The sequence below is a fragment of the Telluria sp. ZT3P39 genome (assembly GCF_059685935.1).
Map to the genome: position 1 here is coordinate 233478 of NZ_JCASIH010000005.1, position 14216 is coordinate 247693.

The window sequence follows — 14216 nt, forward strand, 5'->3', positions numbered from 1 at the left end:
CACCATGCGCATACTCCTGTTCCGCGAAGACGGCGTGATCGAGCCGTGGGCGCGCGAATTCGCCGCCCTCATGCCGCACGTGGAAACCTTCGCCTGGCGCGAAGGCGAAGCCCTGCCGCCCTGCGACTACGCCGTGTTGTGGAGCCCCACGCCGGCCCTGCTCGACCAGCTCGCGCACGTGCGGGCGATCTTCCTGATGGGCGCCGGTGTCGACGCCCTGCTCAAGCTCGGCGACGCACTGCCCCCGGTGCCGATCGTGCGCCTGGGCGACGCCGGCATGGGCGTGCAGATGGCCGAATACGTCACGCACGCCGTGCTGCGCTATTTCCGCCGCTTCGAGGAATACGAGCAGCAGGCGCGCCACGGCGCCTGGAACCCGCTGCCGCAGATCCCGAAACAGGATTTCCCGGTCGGGATCATGGGCCTGGGCAGGCTGGGGCTGCCGGTGGTCGAGGCGATGCGCCTGTTCGGCTTCCCGGTCCGCGGCTGGAGCCGCACGCCCAAGGACATCCCGGGCGTCGAATGCTTCCATGGCCCGGATGGGCTGGATGCTTTCCTGCGCGGCACCCGCGTGCTGGTCTGCATGCTGCCGCTCACGCTTGACACGGCCAACCTGCTCGACCGCCACAACATGGGCAAGCTGCTGCCCGGCGCCTACCTCATCAACGTCGCGCGCGGCCCGATCCTGGCCGAGCCCGACCTGATGACCCTGATCCGCTCGGGCCACATCGTGGGCGCCACGCTCGACGTGTTCCGCCACGAGCCGCTGCCGGCGCCGCACCCGTTCTGGAACGAGCCGCGCATTACCATCACCCCGCATATCTCGGCGCTCACGGTGCGCCATGACGCCGTGCGCCAGATCGCCGACAAGATCGCGGCACTGGAAAGCGGCCAACCGGTCGCCGACCTCGTCGACCGCCAATTAGGATACTGAACAGCATGAACCAACAAGCCAGCTTGCCGAAGAAGGTCAAGATTGTCGAAGTGGGGCCGCGCGACGGCCTGCAGAACGAGAAAGAGGCGCTGTCGGCCGCGGTCAAGATCGAGCTGGTCAACCGCCTGGCGCGCGCCGGCATCCCGAATGTCGAGGCGGCGTCCTTCGTGTCGCCGAAATGGGTGCCGCAGATGGCCACCAGCAGCGAGGTCATGGCCGGCATCGAACGCCTGCCCGGCACGATTTATTCGGCGCTGACGCCGAACATGCAGGGCTTCGAAGCGGCGCTTCAAGCGAAGGCCGATGAAGTTGTGATCTTCGGCTCGGCCTCGGAAGCCTTCTCGCAAAAGAACATCAACTGCTCGATCGCGGAATCGATCGCGCGCTTCGAGCCGGTGGCCAAGGCCGCCAAGGCCAACGGCCTGCGCCTGCGCGGCTCGATCAGCACGGCCTTCGGCTGCCCCTACCAGGGCGAGGTCTCGCTCGAGGCAGTGGCCGACGTGGTGCGCCGCATGCGCGACCTGGGTTGCGACGAGATCGATATCGCCGACACCATCGGCGTCGGGACGGCGCGCCAGACGCAAAGCGTGATGCTGGCGGCCAGCCGCGAATTCCCGCTGCTGCAGCTGTCCGGCCACTTCCACGATACCTATGGCCAGGCGCTGGCCAACATCTACGCGGCGCTCGAAGTCGGCGTGGCGATCTTCCACTCGTCGGTGTCGGGACTGGGCGGCTGCCCGTATGCGAAGGGCGCCACCGGCAACGTGGCGACCGAGGACGTGCTGTACCTGATGCACGGCCTGGGGATCGAGACCGGCATCGACCTGGACCAGGTGGTCGACGCCGGACAGTTCATTTCGCAGCAGCTGGGCCGCAAGGGCGCCAGCCGCGCGGGGAATGCCATCGCGGCCAAACGGGCGGGCTGACCCTTGCCCCTCCGGCGCCGGGCGACGCCCCGGCTGCCGGACAGGGCTGTAAACGAAAAAAGCCGACAGTTTTCACTGTCGGCTTTTTTCTTAATGCTGGTCGGAGTACAAGGATTCGAACCTTGGACCCCCTGGTCCCAAACCAGGTGCGCTACCGGGCTGCGCTACACTCCGAAGACCAAGATCATATCGGGGAAGCAGGCTTCGGTCAAGGGTTTAAGGGCAAAATAAGTGACCCACCGTATTCTTTGCCTCGTCATTTCGACAATGTTCAGGCAGACAATATTGTGAACTTTGCAGCGCAGTACGGTATGGATGATCACAGGGTGCGGGGAAACAGGCGTTTTCTCGCAGGCATCGGCGTGTCGATTGCCGTGCACGTGCTGCTGATGTTTGCTTATCGCCACAGCGGACCGAAGCTGCCCGCGTTCGAACCGGAGCCGGAACCCCTTGTCGTATCGATCCGGCCGCTCCCGCCGCGTGTGGAAGAGGCACCGCAAGCGCGTGTCGCAGAGGAGAGGCCGGCGCGCAGCACCCGCAAGTCGGCGGCGAAGCGGGTGATTGCGGTGCCGGAGTCAAGGGAGCAGCCGTCGCCGGATGCGTTTGTCGTGCAGCAGCCGAAAGAATCGGGCTCCACGACGGACGACGCGCCGGAGTTCGATCTGAATGCGGCGAGGCAGACGGCGCGCGCGCTGGCAGGTCAGACCAAGCTCGGTCGGGAGGGAACGGCGCTGGCGCAATTTCCGGAGCCGCCGCTGGAGACGGAATCGAAGGCGGCGCGGGCGATCAGCAAGGCGAAGCGGCGCAATTGCAAGGATGGGATTCCGGGGGGATTGCTGGCGCCGCTGTTCCTGGCGATGGACAAGAAGGATAGTGGGTGTAAGTGGTGAGGCGAGGGTGATGCCGTTCAGTTAGCAGAAACACGTAGGGTGGCCGGGTTTCCCGGCCGCGCGTTCAACCCAGAGTTGATCCGCCACTACACATCGGTAATTTGAACGCGCGGGCGGCGAAGCCGCCCTCCCTACGCGCTTTTTATCTGCAGGGCGCGGTCGTACAAGGCGTTCTTCTTGCGGCCCGTGATCTGGGCTGCCAGGTTCGCGGCCTGCTTCACCGAACATTCCGTCAGCAAAATCTGCAGGATGCGCTCGGCCTCGACATCCTGGGCATCCGTTTCCGCCACTGCGCCTTCGACCAGCACGACGAATTCGCCGCGCTCGCGGTGCTGGTCGGCCTTGACCCAGGCCAGCGCTTCCTTCAGCTCGCAGCGGTGGATTTCTTCGAACATCTTGCTCAGCTCGCGTGCGAACACGACCTGGCGGGCCGGCTCGAAGGTCGCGACGAGCCCTTCGACGCATTCGACGATCCGGTGCGGCGCTTCGTAGAAGACCAGCGTCGACGTTTCGCGTGCCAGCAACGCCAGCGCCGATTCGCGCTGCTTCGGCTTGGCCGGCAGGAAGCCGACGAAGTGAAAACGGTCGTTCACCAGGCCGCTCGCCGACAGCGCCGTGATCGCCGCCGATGGTCCCGGCAGCGGCACCACGTTCAGGCCGGCGGCGCGCACCGCATCGACGATTCGCGCGCCCGGGTCCGACACGGCCGGGGTGCCGGCGTCGGACACCAGCGCCACCCGTTGCCCGCCCTGCAGGCGCTCGACGATCTTGTCGGCGACCTCGCGCTCGTTGTGCATGTGGGCGGCAATCGTTTGCTTCGTTAAACCGAAACGCTGCAGCAGCGCGCCGGTCTTGCGGGTGTCTTCGCAGGCCACGACATCGGCCAGCGCCAGCAGGTGCAGCGCGCGCAGCGTGATGTCGGTGACGTTGCCGATCGGTGTAGCCACGACATACAGCGTTGCGGTAGGATAGGACTGCTGGGCCGCTTCGCCCATGACGGGTAGCCGGGCGATGTCGATGGTCTGCTGTTCTGTCATAAGGGGTTCCGATGCTGAAGAAAAATATCAAGGCACTGCTTGCGACAACTGCGCTGGCCTCGTTCGGCCTGCTGGCGGGATGCGGCAGTACGCCCTTGCCACCCGACACCGGCTGCGGCGTACCGGGCGGATTGTGCGCGCCCGCCGCGCCGAGTGCAAGCCCGCCGCCTACCGAACCCGGCTATACGCCCCCTCCTCCCCTTGAGCCTGCCCGGACCAGCCCGGTCGAACTGCCGCCCCCGAGCGACGGCCGCCCGCTCGCCGCCGATGCCCTTGCCAAGGGCGTGCGCATCGCCCTGCTGCTGCCCTTGCAGTCCGGCTCGCTCGCCCAGCCAGCCGAAGCGGTGCGCGCCGGCTTCATGGCCGGCTACGAGCGCGACCGCACCGGCGTGACCGTCAACGTCATTCCCACCAGCGACTCCACCCAGGCCACGCTCGACGCCTACGCCCGTGCCGCGCCGGAGCACGACATCGTGGTCGGCCCGCTGGCCCGGCCCGCCGTGGCCGCGCTGGCGACCAGCGGAGCCGTCAGCCGCCCGACCATTGCACTGAACCACCCGCAAATCGACGGTTCGCTGCCACGCCAGATGCTGGTGGTCGGCCTCTCGCTCGAAGACGAAGCGCGCCAGGTTGCCGACTGGGCCGCCGCCGAACAGCCGGGCGGCCGCGCCCTGGTGCTGACCGGCCCAGCCACCTGGCAGCAGCGCCTGAGCGGCGCCTTCACCGCGCGCTGGTCGCAGCTGGGCCTGGACAATTCCGTGATCGACCTGCCCAGCAGCGACGGCTATGTCGACGGCAACGCCCTGGCCGAGTTGCGCGCACGCATGCAGGCCGATCCGCCGCAACTGATCTTCGCGGCGCTCGACGCGGTGCAGCTGCGCCAGGTGCGCAGCGCCATCGGCACCTCGCTGCCCACCTATGGCACCGCGTCGGTCAATCCGGGCCGCGACCCCGCCACCAAGGCGCCCGAACTGGCCGGCGTGCGCATCCTCGACCTGCCCTGGACCGTGCAGCCCGAGCACCCGCTGGTGGCGAGCTACCCGCGCTGGGGCGGCGCCCTCGACGGCTTCGACATGCAGCGCCTGTACGCGCTCGGCATCGACGCCTACCGCATCGCACGCGAGCTGGCCCTGCGTCCCACCGGTGCCTTCCAGCTCGACGGCGTCACCGGCCGCCTGTCGATCGACATGGGCAATGGCTCGGGCATCCCCTCGTTCCGGCGCGTGGAGACCGGCACGGTCTACCGCGACGGCGGCACCTTCGAAGCGGCAGCCTTCGCACGCTGACATGTGGCCGCTGCGCCTGTCATTGCGGCAGGCCCAGGGCCGCGACTGGGAGCAGGCCGCCCTGCGCCACCTGACACGCCAGGGCTTGAAGCCGGTCGAGGAAAACTTCCGCTGCAAGGGCGGCGAAATCGACCTGGTCATGCGCGATGGCGACACGCTGGTGTTCGTCGAGGTGCGCCAGCGCGCCGGCGCCGAACACGGCGGCGCAGCCGCCAGCATCACGCCCGCCAAGATCCGCCGCCTGCGGCGGGCGGCAGAGTATTACCTGCTGCGTTTCCCCGTCACGCCGCCCTGCCGCTTCGACGTGGTCGCCATCGACGGCAGCCGGGTCGAGTGGTTACAAGATGTCATTATTGACTGATTGAAATGTAAGCAATTTTTACTGAGCTTGCCCGCCTACCGTTGCTACTACACTATAATCCCCGGCTATGAATACTCAACGCATCCTCGCTCACTTCCAGGAGAGCGCCGACCTGAAAATGAAGTCGGCTGCTACTCTCGCCCAACCTATCTCGCAGGCGATCGAACTCATGTTCGGCGCTTTGTCCAACGGCAACAAGATCCTGGCCTGCGGTAACGGCGGTTCCGCTGCCGATTGCCAGCACTTTGCTGCCGAACTCGTCGGCCGTTTCGAGCGCGAGCGTTTCCCGCTGCCCGCCATCGCCCTGACCTGCGATACCTCGATCATGACCGCGGTCGGCAACGACTACAGCTTCCGGGAGATCTTCTCGAAGCAGGTGCAGGCCTTCGGCCAGGCCGGCGACGTCCTGCTGGCGATTTCGACCTCGGGCAACTCGGCCAACGTGCTCGCTGCGGTCGAGGCGGCGCTGGAACGCGAAATGCGTATCGTGGCCTTCACCGGCAAGGACGGCGGCGCGCTTGCCAAGCTGCTGACCGATGCCGATGTCCATATCAACGTGCCTCACGCACGTACCGCTCGCATCCAGGAAGTCCATCTGGTCGCGATTCACTGCATTTGCGACGGCATCGACGTCGCATTGTTCGGAGGAGATGAGAATGAATAACAAGCGCCCGCTGGCCGGCCTGGTATCAAAAATCGTACTGGGCACCGCGCTGGCTGCCTCGCTGTCGGGCTGTATCGGCCTGGCCGTAGGTGGCGCTGTGATGACCGCTGTCTCCGCAAATGACCGCCGCACCATCGGCATGCAGACCGAAGACAAGTCGATCAACGTCAAGGCCGAGATCAAGATGCAGCAGCTCACCGGCGAGCATGGCCATGTCAACGTGACCAGCTACAACCGCAAGGTACTGCTGACCGGCGAAGTGCGCGACGAGGCCATGAAGCAGGCCGCCGAGCGCGAAGTGCGCGAGATCTCGAACGTGGTCTCGGTGATCAACGAGCTGGAAGTGGCCGGACCGTCGAGCTATACCTCGCGTTCGAGCGACGCCCTGATCACCACCAAGGTCAAGGCCAGCCTGGTCGACAAGAAGACCATCTCGGCCACCTCGGTCAAGGTCACCACCGAGCGCGGCGTGGTCTACCTGATGGGCCTCGTCACTCCGCGTGAAGGCAATATCGCGGCCGATGTCGCCAAGGGCGTCGCCGGCGTGAACCGCGTCGTCAAGATCTTCGAGTACATCAGCGAAGAAGACGTCAAGTCGGGCCAGGCTAGCTAAGCCTGCTTGCTGCGGCAGGACTCCGGTCCTGCCGTTTTCTTATCCACTTCCCCATGACCGCATCCACCTCTTCCCGCTCCTGGTTCAGGCCCGCCGCCATCGGCGCGGCCATGCTGGCGCTGGCCGGCATCGGCTACGCCTCCTTCAACGGCAGCAGCGCAGCGCCCGACGTCACCTTCATCAGCATCAAGGGCGACAAGATCAGCACCCAGTCCATGCGCGGCAAGGTCGTGATGGTGAATTTCTGGGCGACTTCCTGCGTCACCTGCGTCAAGGAGATGCCGCAGATGGTCGAGACCTACGAGAAGTACAAGGGACAAGGACTGGAATTCGTGGCGGTGGCGATGCAGTACGACCCGCCCAACTACGTCCTGAATTTTACGGAAACCCGCAAGCTCCCCTTCATCGTGGCGCTCGACTCGGGCGGCGACATCGCCAAGCAGTTCGGCGACGTCACCCTGACGCCGACGACCTTCCTGATCGACAAGAACGGCAAGATCATCAAGCGCTATGTCGGCGAGCCGGAATTCCCGGCCCTGCACAAGCTGATCGAAAAAGAGCTCGCCGGCTGATCCTTTACTTCGGGTAGAGGATCATCTGGGTGCAGCGAAACAGCGCAATCGTCTTGCCGCTATCTTTGTCCGTCACGACCGCATCCCATACCTGCGTCGTGCGCCCCAGGTGCACGGCGGTCGCCACGACCGCAATCGTGCCCTGGCGCGCCGTGCCCAAATGGTTCGATTTCAATTCGATGGTGGTGAAGCTGTGCGCGCCTTCCGGCAGGTTGGCGATGCAGGCGTAGCCGGCCGCCGTATCGGCCAGCGTGACCACGCTGCCGGCGTGCAGGTAGCCGTTCGGGGCCAGCAGGTGCGGCACGACGGGCAGCTCGGCGGCCACGCGGCCTTCGGCTACTTCGGTGATGCGGATGCCGAGGTGGCCGGGGAGATAGGACTTGCCGAATTCGTTGAAGGATTCTGGAGTGTGTTTCGAATCGATGCTCACTGGTGTTCCTGGGTTGTCGAAACCGAGATCGTACACCGTGCGCCTGCCGGCTGCAGCCCGGGCTTCAGGCCGCGGGCGATGCAATCCGGTACAGCTTGCGGTAAGCCGACGGCGAAGTATGCAGGCTGGCGCGGAAATGCTGGCGCAGCGACAGCGCCGATCCGAAGCCCGCCTGCTGGGCGATGTGGTCGATCGACACGTCGCTGCCTTCGAGCATGCGCTGCGCGTAGGCCACGCGCTGGTTCAACAGCCACTGCTTGAACGAAGCGCCGGTCGCCTGGCGGAAGTGCCGCGTGAAGTTACGGCGGCTCATGGCGGCCCGCTCGGCCAGCGCATCGATGCTGTGGTCTTCGCTGAGATGCTCCATGATCCAGGCGAGCACGCCGGCGAAGCGGCTGTCGCTGTGCGACACCGGCAGCGGACGCTCGATGAACTGCGCCTGCCCGCCCTCGCGGTGCGGCGCCACTAGCAGTTTGCGGGCGACGCGGTTCGCCACCTCCGCGCCTGCGAGCCGGCGCAGCAGGTGCAGGCAGCAATCCAGGCCGGCCGCGACGCCAGCCGAGGTCAGGACGCTGCCTTCGTCCACATACAAGACCTCGCGGTCGACCTTCACCTTCGGATAGCTGGACATCATGTCGTCGGCGCAGCCCCAGTGCGTCGTCGCCCCCCGGCCGTCGAGCAGGCCCGCTTCGGCCAGCGGAAACGCGCCCAAGCACAGTCCTACCACCGTGGCCCCGCGCGCATGGGCGCGCTGCAGCGCGCCGAGCAGCACCGCCGGGGCAGGACGGCAGTCGTCGTGCCAAGCCGGCATGAACACAATGTCGGCATCCTCCAGCGCCTCCAGCCCCTGTTCGGCGGTAATCGCAAAGCCGGCCGAGGTGCGCAGCACCCCGGCCTCGACGGCGCACACGACGACATCGAAGGCGGGCGCCGCCGGGTCGTCGTGCACCGTGCCGAAGACCAGGCAGGGTACGGACAAGTGGAAAGGCGTCATGTCGTCGAAGGCGACGATGGCCACCCGGTAGCGCGGGCGCGACGGTTCATTCAATAGGTGCATGGCCCGATTTTATCGCAGATCGTCCTTCAGGCCACTTTTCGTGACCAAAAGATGGCCCGAGAATGGCATCAAGGAGAAGGCAGCGGCCTTCTTGCCAACCACACCACAGGACCCACCATGCGTTTTTCCAGCTATTCCATCCCACTCGCCGCCACTGCCCTCGCCCTGCTTGCCGGGTGCACCACCCCGGCAAGCGTCATCGACCCGCAAGCCGGCACGAGCGCGGCGCCGTCCGTTCGCGTCCAGCAGATCCGCAACGCCACGCTCAAGGTCACGTATGCCGGTACGACCTTCCTGGTCGACCCGATGCTTGCCGCGAAAGGCGCCTATCCGGGCTTCCCGGGAACCTATAACAGCGAGCTGCGCAATCCCCTGGTGGAACTGCCCATGCCGGTGGACGAGGTCATGCGCGCCGACGCGGTGATCGTCTCGCACACCCACCTGGACCACTGGGATGACGCCGCCAAGCGCCTGCTGCCCAAGACCATTCCGATATTCGCGCAGAACGACGCCGATGCGCAGGCGATCCGCAAGGATGGCTTCACGGATGTGCGGGTGCTCGGCAGCGCCACCGAGTTCAAGGGAGTGCGCTTGGCGAAAACCGGCGGCCAGCACGGCAGCGACGCCATGATGGCTTCGCCCGCGGGCGCCCTGCTGGGCCAGGTGTCCGGCATCGTGTTCCAGCGTCCCGGCCACAAGACCGTGTACATCGCCGGCGATACGGTGTGGCATGCGCAAGTGGACCAGGCCATCCGCAGCTACCGGCCGGACGTGATCGTGCTCAACACGGGCTACGCCCGGCTGCTAGGCTTCGACGGCTCGATCATCATGGGCCGGGACGACCTGTCGCGCGCCTACCAGGCCGCGCCCCGCGCGACGGTGATCGGCAGCCACATGGAAGCGGTCAACCACATGATGCAAAGCCGCGCCGACCTGCGCGAGCACATCAAGGCTACCGGCATGGATGCGCGGCGCGTGCTGGTGCCGGAAGACGGCCAGGCTTACCAGTTCTGACCGGCAGCCGGTTCAGCGGCGGCGGCGCGCGCCGCTGCCCTGCTTCTGGCCCCCACCCTTCTGCCGCGCCGCCGTATTCTGCTGCTGCAGCATCGCATCCACCCTTTCCGACGCCTCGCGCGCCAGTTGCTGTGCCAGCTCGATACTCGGGAAGAATTCCGGCTCGCGGTAGCCCAGCCAGGCATAGGCCGAATACAGGCGGCAGGTGTCCTCGACCTCCTGCAAATTCATGTAGAACAACTGCTGCGTGGGCGGGGTCAGCTTGCAGATGCGCTTCTTGGCCAGCGACAGCGCCCAGTGCTCCCAGGCGCTTTGCAGGGTCGGCACCCGGCTTGAAATCGGCACCAGCGACAGCATGAACTTGTCCGCCACGCTCAGTGGCAGCGTGTCCAGCCATTCGGCGCGCTCGTTCTGTTCCTCGGTGATGCGCGGGTAGAAGAAGCCGTCCGGCACGTCGATGTTGTGCACGAAACGCTTGAGCAGCTTGACCAGCGAGGTCTCGCCCGTGACCGACGAAATGCGGTGCAGCTGCTCGAGCGAGGGCGCCACCGCAAAGCCATTGGCCGCCACCGGCGGGATCTTTTCCTTCATCAGCGAGCGCATCACGGAATGGGTCTCGTCGTCGTAGCCGGCGACAAAACCTTCTTCATGCACGCCGTAGCGCCCTGCCCGGCCGGCGATCTGCCTGGCCAGCGCCGCCGAGATCTCTTCTTCCTCGACCCCGTTGTACTTCACCGCCGTGGTCATCACGATGCGGGCGATCGGCATGTTCAGGCCCATCGCCAGCGCGTCGGTGCCGACCACGATGTCGGCCTGGCCCTCGCGGAAGCGTTCCGCCTGCGCGCGCCGCACTTCCGGCGACAGGTTGCCGTACACGGTGGCCACCGACAGGCCCTTCTCGGTGATCATGTCGCGCCACATCAGGACGTCGCGCCGCGAGAAGGCGATGACGGCATCGCCGCGCCGCAAGTTGCCGAGTTTACGCACCGGTCCAGCTTCCATCGCCAGCGGCGCCATGCGCTTCAACACGTGCACTTCGAGCGGCACTTCGAGGCGCTCGGCCAGCGCCTCGATCGCGCGCCGCGCTTCCGGTGCGCCGACCAGAAACACGGTGGAGGCGGGCGCGCCGCACACGGCGGCCGTCCAGGCGGCGCCGCGGTCGCGGTCGGCCAGCATCTGGATCTCGTCGATGACGGCCACTTCGACCTCGGTCCTAGTATTCAACATCTCGACCGTGCTGGCGACGTGGGTCGCACCTTCGGCGATGCGGCGCTCCTCGCCGGTGATCAGGCTCACCTTGATCGGTTTACCGTGCGGGCGCGCAGCCTGCAGGCGCTCGTAGTTTTCCAGCGCCAGCAGGCGCAGCGGTGCGAGATACACGCCGCTTTCGGCCTTGGCCAGCGCCTCCATCGCGCGGTGGGTCTTGCCCGAATTGGTGGGGCCGAGCAGCGCGATGAACTTGCGCTGCATGCGGCTGGCGACGTCGAAGGACTCGGGATACTCGGCCAGGTTGATGCTTTCCTTGGTGCGCGCGGCGTGGCGCTCTTCCTGCTCGCGTTCGACCGCATGCGCCAGGCGCTGCGAAATGCGCTGGAAAACGTACTCGGCCGGCTCCGAGGTTTCCAGCTCGTCGAGCACGTCGAGAAAGAGCATCGGGTTCCAGCCGAAATCGTCGGCCTCTTCGGCGATGTGGCGCACGAAATCTTCGGCTTCGGTCTGCAGCTGCTCGAGCGCGTCGGGCGTCGCGCGTTCCGCCAAGACGTCGCGCCGGGCCCGCAGGTCCATCTTGCGCCATTTGCTCGGCTTGGCCAGCACGCCGCGCGCAGGCACCAGGCGGTAGGGAACGCGCAGGCCTTCGTAGCGCACTTCGCCCGAGAAGCGCAGGAAGACGCGGCCTTCCATTTTTACCAGCTCGATGCCGCGCTCGGAGAAGTCGAGTTCGCGTTCCAGGAAGGCGTCGTCGTCCTGGGTGTCGTCGGGAGGGAGGTGGGATTGGGTCATGGTTGCTTGCGGGATGTCTAGTTGCTATCAACTATATCGCAGCAAGCGGGGACGCACGGTAGGGTGGGCGGATTCCGCCCGCGCGTTCAATTCACGCTTGAACCGACGCGCATCGGATAATCACGCACCGGTTGAACGCGCGGTCGGCGAAGCCGACCACCCTACGACATCAGGCGGCGACGCCCGCGTTATGCGCCTGCTGGTCCGCGTGATACGACGAGCGCACCATCGCGCCGACTGCCGCGTGCACGAAGCCCATCTCGTAGGCCGCTTCCTCGAACTTCTTGAACTGGTCCGGGTGCACGTAGCGGCGCACCGGCAGGTGCGAGTTCGACGGCGCCAGGTACTGACCGATGGTCAGCATCTCGACGTTGTGCTCGCGCATGTCGCGCATCACCTGCAGGATTTCTTCGTCGGTCTCGCCCAGACCGACCATGATGCCGGACTTGGTCACGGCGTTCGGGTACAGCGCCTTGAAGTCGCGCAGCAGCTCGAGCGAGTGCTTGTAGTCGGCGCCCGGACGGGCTTCCTTGTACAGGCGCGGCACGGTTTCCAGATTGTGGTTCATGACGTCCGGCAGGCCGTCGGCGAAGATCGCCAGCGCCTTGGCCAGGCGGCCGCGGAAGTCCGGCACCAGCACTTCGATCTTGGTGCTTGGCGACTGGGCGCGGGTCTTCTGGATGCACTCGACGAAGTGGCCGGCGCCGCCGTCGCGCAGGTCGTCGCGGTCGACCGAGGTGATCACGACATAGGACAGGCGCAGGTCGGCGATGGTCTTGGCCAGGTTGCCCGGCTCGTTGACGTCGAGCGGATCCGGGCGGCCGTGGCCGACGTCGCAGAACGGGCAGCGGCGGGTGCACTTGTCGCCCATGATCATGAAGGTCGCGGTGCCCTTGCCGAAGCATTCGCCGATGTTCGGGCAGCTGGCTTCTTCGCACACCGTCACCAGGTTGTTGGCGCGCAGGATGTCCTTGATCTCGTAGAAGCGCGACGACGCGGTCGCTGCCTTCACGCGGATCCAGTCGGGCTTCTTCAGGCGCTCGGCGTCGGCGATCGGCACGATCTTGATCGGGATGCGCGAGGTCTTGTTGGCGCCTTTTTGCTTGTCGCTGGCGTTGTAGACGGGAGCAGCGACGTCGCTGGCGTTGGTGGTTTCGGTAGTCATAGGCTAGTGCCCTGGCGGGCTTCCTTTAGAGGTTGTTCGTTGCCGGTTCGGCCGCTTCGGCCGATACCAGTTGGCGCACCAGTTGTTGCGCCAGCGCCTGCTGGACATCCTCCAGCGGTGCTTCCACTCCCATCGTGCGCATGTCGACCGTGGCCAGGCCAGAGTAACCGCACGGGTTGATCCAGGTGAACGGGGCCAGGTCCATCGCCACGTTCAGCGAGACCCCATGGTAGGTGCAGCCGTTGCCGCGTACCTTGAGGCCGAGGGCGGCGATCTTCGCGCCCTTGCGCGGGCCGCCTGCCATGTAGATGCCGGGCGCCCCGGCGACACGTTCGCCCGCGAGATTATACGCCGCCAGCACGTCGATCACCGCCTGTTCGATTTTCTCCACAAACTGGCGCGCATACAGCTTGCCGCCCGGTTTGTTGCGGCGCAGGTCCATCAGGAGATAGATCACGACCTGGCCGGGACCGTGGTAGGTCACTTCGCCGCCGCGATCGGTCTGGACCACCGGCACGCCATGGGGCGCCAGCACGTGGGCGCGGTCGGCGCCCAGGCCCAGCGTGAACACGGGCGGGTGCTCGACGATCCACAGTTCGTCCTGCGACTCGGGCGTGCGCGCGTCGGTAAAGGCGCGCATTGCGGCGAAGGTTGGTTCATAGTCGGCGCGGCCGAGCGCGCGGATGAGCGGCGTGGCGGGACGGGTCGGGAGCATGGGTATCAAGCGGGAATATGGACAGCCCGGTCATTATAAGCCAGCGCGATGGCTCGCGCCCGCCAGGGCCCTCCCGCAGTGGCTTTACAGCACCATCTTGACCATGGCGTGGGTCGACAGCGCGCGGTAGACGTCGTCCAGCATTTCGCGGCTGGTGACCCAGACGTTGACGGTCAGGCCGGTGTAATTGCCTTTGGAAGAAGGACGGGTCTCCACCTTGCCGGCATGGAAGGTCGGATCGAAACCGGTGACGATCTCGATGATCGTCGGTGCGAAGTCGATGTGCGTCGGCCCCATCACCTTGATCGGGAACTCGCTCGGGTATTCGATGAGGGAATCTTTGGGGTCGATGAGGCTATCTTTCGGGTCCATGGCTTTTCGTCCTGTGTAAAGCAGCATTGTAGCTGCTTCAATATGGTGCTGCACTGGCGGAAATCGGGATAGGGGCGGCCAGTTATCCAGCCGGTCCCCTCCCACACCACCCGGCATGCGGGTCCGCACCGGGCGGTTCGAGTAGTTGAGGTCAAGTGAGTCGAGGCATGCCAAGGCGG

16 protein-coding genes and 1 tRNA gene are annotated in these 14216 nt (G+C 66.0%); 9 read left to right on the forward strand and 8 right to left on the reverse strand.

Annotated elements, in window-relative coordinates; translation table 11 throughout:
- The first annotated feature begins 4 nt into the window (after positions 1-4).
- Both AC56LR_RS08030 and AC56LR_RS08035 read left to right on the forward strand, forming a co-directional pair.
- Positions 5-934, forward strand: a complete 930-nt coding sequence (locus tag AC56LR_RS08030) for a 2-hydroxyacid dehydrogenase (protein WP_497129318.1) — start codon at positions 5-7, stop codon at positions 932-934.
- 5 nt (positions 935-939) lie between these two features.
- The gene (locus tag AC56LR_RS08035; protein ID WP_497129319.1) at positions 940-1860 is read left to right on the forward strand and encodes a hydroxymethylglutaryl-CoA lyase; all 921 of its coding nucleotides are present in this window, start codon (positions 940-942) and stop codon (positions 1858-1860) included.
- 97 nt (positions 1861-1957) lie between these two features.
- On the opposite strand, the gene AC56LR_RS08040 is transcribed toward AC56LR_RS08035, so the two are convergent.
- Positions 1958-2034, reverse strand: a tRNA-Pro gene (locus tag AC56LR_RS08040).
- A 137-nt stretch (positions 2035-2171) separates the two neighbouring features.
- Here AC56LR_RS08040 and AC56LR_RS08045 point away from each other — a divergent pair.
- The gene (locus AC56LR_RS08045; RefSeq protein ID WP_497129320.1) at positions 2172-2750 is read left to right on the forward strand and encodes a hypothetical protein; all 579 of its coding nucleotides are present in this window, start codon (positions 2172-2174) and stop codon (positions 2748-2750) included.
- Positions 2751-2881: 131 nt separating this feature from the next.
- Here AC56LR_RS08045 and rsmI read toward each other — a convergent pair whose 3' ends face one another.
- Positions 2882-3787, reverse strand: coding sequence for a 16S rRNA (cytidine(1402)-2'-O)-methyltransferase (gene rsmI, locus AC56LR_RS08050; RefSeq protein ID WP_497129321.1), 906 nt, complete (start codon positions 3785-3787; stop codon positions 2882-2884).
- Positions 3788-3798: 11 nt separating this feature from the next.
- Here rsmI and AC56LR_RS08055 point away from each other — a divergent pair, with 11 nt between their 5' ends.
- From AC56LR_RS08055 to AC56LR_RS08075, 5 genes are all read left to right on the forward strand, one after another.
- A complete protein-coding gene (locus AC56LR_RS08055; protein WP_497129322.1) occupies positions 3799-5073 on the forward strand; it encodes a penicillin-binding protein activator in 1275 nt (424 codons plus the stop codon).
- Position 5074: 1 nt separating this feature from the next.
- On the forward strand, positions 5075-5434 hold the full coding sequence (locus AC56LR_RS08060) for a YraN family protein (protein WP_497129323.1): 360 nt from the start codon (positions 5075-5077) through the stop codon (positions 5432-5434).
- A gap of 67 nt (positions 5435-5501) precedes the next feature.
- The gene (locus AC56LR_RS08065) at positions 5502-6098 is read left to right on the forward strand and encodes a phosphoheptose isomerase (RefSeq protein WP_489874799.1); all 597 of its coding nucleotides are present in this window, start codon (positions 5502-5504) and stop codon (positions 6096-6098) included.
- On the forward strand, positions 6091-6711 hold the full coding sequence (locus AC56LR_RS08070; protein ID WP_497129324.1) for a BON domain-containing protein: 621 nt from the start codon (positions 6091-6093) through the stop codon (positions 6709-6711). Before AC56LR_RS08065 ends, AC56LR_RS08070 begins: the two co-directional genes overlap by 8 nt.
- Positions 6712-6764: 53 nt before the next feature.
- On the forward strand, positions 6765-7283 hold the full coding sequence (locus tag AC56LR_RS08075; RefSeq protein ID WP_497129325.1) for a TlpA disulfide reductase family protein: 519 nt from the start codon (positions 6765-6767) through the stop codon (positions 7281-7283).
- Positions 7284-7287: 4 nt separating this feature from the next.
- On the opposite strand, the gene AC56LR_RS08080 is transcribed toward AC56LR_RS08075, so the two are convergent.
- On the reverse strand, positions 7288-7713 hold the full coding sequence (locus tag AC56LR_RS08080) for a PaaI family thioesterase (RefSeq protein WP_497129326.1): 426 nt from the start codon (positions 7711-7713) through the stop codon (positions 7288-7290).
- 64 nt (positions 7714-7777) lie between these two features.
- Positions 7778-8770, reverse strand: a complete 993-nt coding sequence (locus tag AC56LR_RS08085; RefSeq protein ID WP_497129327.1) for a GlxA family transcriptional regulator — start codon at positions 8768-8770, stop codon at positions 7778-7780.
- 117 nt (positions 8771-8887) lie between these two features.
- Between AC56LR_RS08085 and AC56LR_RS08090 the strand changes: the two genes are divergently transcribed.
- Positions 8888-9784: an MBL fold metallo-hydrolase gene (locus tag AC56LR_RS08090; RefSeq protein ID WP_497129328.1), complete on the forward strand. Its 897-nt coding sequence runs from the start codon at positions 8888-8890 to the stop codon at positions 9782-9784.
- Positions 9785-9796: 12 nt separating this feature from the next.
- Here AC56LR_RS08090 and AC56LR_RS08095 read toward each other — a convergent pair whose 3' ends face one another.
- The 4 genes from AC56LR_RS08095 to AC56LR_RS08110 form a co-directional block, all read right to left on the reverse strand.
- Positions 9797-11785 (reverse strand): helicase-related protein, encoded by a 1989-nt coding sequence (locus AC56LR_RS08095; RefSeq protein ID WP_497129329.1) that lies wholly within the window; start codon positions 11783-11785, stop codon positions 9797-9799.
- 169 nt (positions 11786-11954) lie between these two features.
- Positions 11955-12950, reverse strand: coding sequence for a lipoyl synthase (lipA, locus tag AC56LR_RS08100; protein ID WP_497129330.1), 996 nt, complete (start codon positions 12948-12950; stop codon positions 11955-11957).
- 25 nt (positions 12951-12975) lie between these two features.
- Positions 12976-13665 (reverse strand): lipoyl(octanoyl) transferase LipB, encoded by a 690-nt coding sequence (gene lipB, locus AC56LR_RS08105; RefSeq protein WP_497129331.1) that lies wholly within the window; start codon positions 13663-13665, stop codon positions 12976-12978.
- 84 nt (positions 13666-13749) lie between these two features.
- Positions 13750-14037, reverse strand: coding sequence for a DUF493 family protein (locus tag AC56LR_RS08110; RefSeq protein WP_497129332.1), 288 nt, complete (start codon positions 14035-14037; stop codon positions 13750-13752).
- Between the last annotated feature and the right edge of the window lie 179 nt (positions 14038-14216).

What these genes read in the sequence shown, in the direction of transcription:
- AC56LR_RS08030 (WP_497129318.1), top strand. Translation starts at nt 5, where the DNA reads ATGCGCATACTCCTGTTCCGCGAAGACGGCGTGATCGAGCCGTGGGCG.
- AC56LR_RS08035 (WP_497129319.1), top strand. Translation starts at nt 940, where the DNA reads ATGAACCAACAAGCCAGCTTGCCGAAGAAGGTCAAGATTGTCGAAGTG.
- AC56LR_RS08045 (WP_497129320.1), top strand. Translation starts at nt 2,172, where the DNA reads ATGGATGATCACAGGGTGCGGGGAAACAGGCGTTTTCTCGCAGGCATC.
- rsmI (WP_497129321.1), bottom strand. Translation starts at nt 3,787, where the DNA reads ATGACAGAACAGCAGACCATCGACATCGCCCGGCTACCCGTCATGGGC.
- AC56LR_RS08055 (WP_497129322.1), top strand. Translation starts at nt 3,799, where the DNA reads ATGCTGAAGAAAAATATCAAGGCACTGCTTGCGACAACTGCGCTGGCC.
- AC56LR_RS08060 (WP_497129323.1), top strand. Translation starts at nt 5,075, where the DNA reads ATGTGGCCGCTGCGCCTGTCATTGCGGCAGGCCCAGGGCCGCGACTGG.
- AC56LR_RS08065 (WP_489874799.1), top strand. Translation starts at nt 5,502, where the DNA reads ATGAATACTCAACGCATCCTCGCTCACTTCCAGGAGAGCGCCGACCTG.
- AC56LR_RS08070 (WP_497129324.1), top strand. Translation starts at nt 6,091, where the DNA reads ATGAATAACAAGCGCCCGCTGGCCGGCCTGGTATCAAAAATCGTACTG.
- AC56LR_RS08075 (WP_497129325.1), top strand. Translation starts at nt 6,765, where the DNA reads ATGACCGCATCCACCTCTTCCCGCTCCTGGTTCAGGCCCGCCGCCATC.
- AC56LR_RS08085 (WP_497129327.1), bottom strand. Translation starts at nt 8,770, where the DNA reads ATGCACCTATTGAATGAACCGTCGCGCCCGCGCTACCGGGTGGCCATC.
- AC56LR_RS08090 (WP_497129328.1), top strand. Translation starts at nt 8,888, where the DNA reads ATGCGTTTTTCCAGCTATTCCATCCCACTCGCCGCCACTGCCCTCGCC.
- AC56LR_RS08095 (WP_497129329.1), bottom strand. Translation starts at nt 11,785, where the DNA reads ATGACCCAATCCCACCTCCCTCCCGACGACACCCAGGACGACGACGCC.
- lipA (WP_497129330.1), bottom strand. Translation starts at nt 12,950, where the DNA reads ATGACTACCGAAACCACCAACGCCAGCGACGTCGCTGCTCCCGTCTAC.
- lipB (WP_497129331.1), bottom strand. Translation starts at nt 13,665, where the DNA reads ATGCTCCCGACCCGTCCCGCCACGCCGCTCATCCGCGCGCTCGGCCGC.
- AC56LR_RS08110 (WP_497129332.1), bottom strand. Translation starts at nt 14,037, where the DNA reads ATGGACCCGAAAGATAGCCTCATCGACCCCAAAGATTCCCTCATCGAA.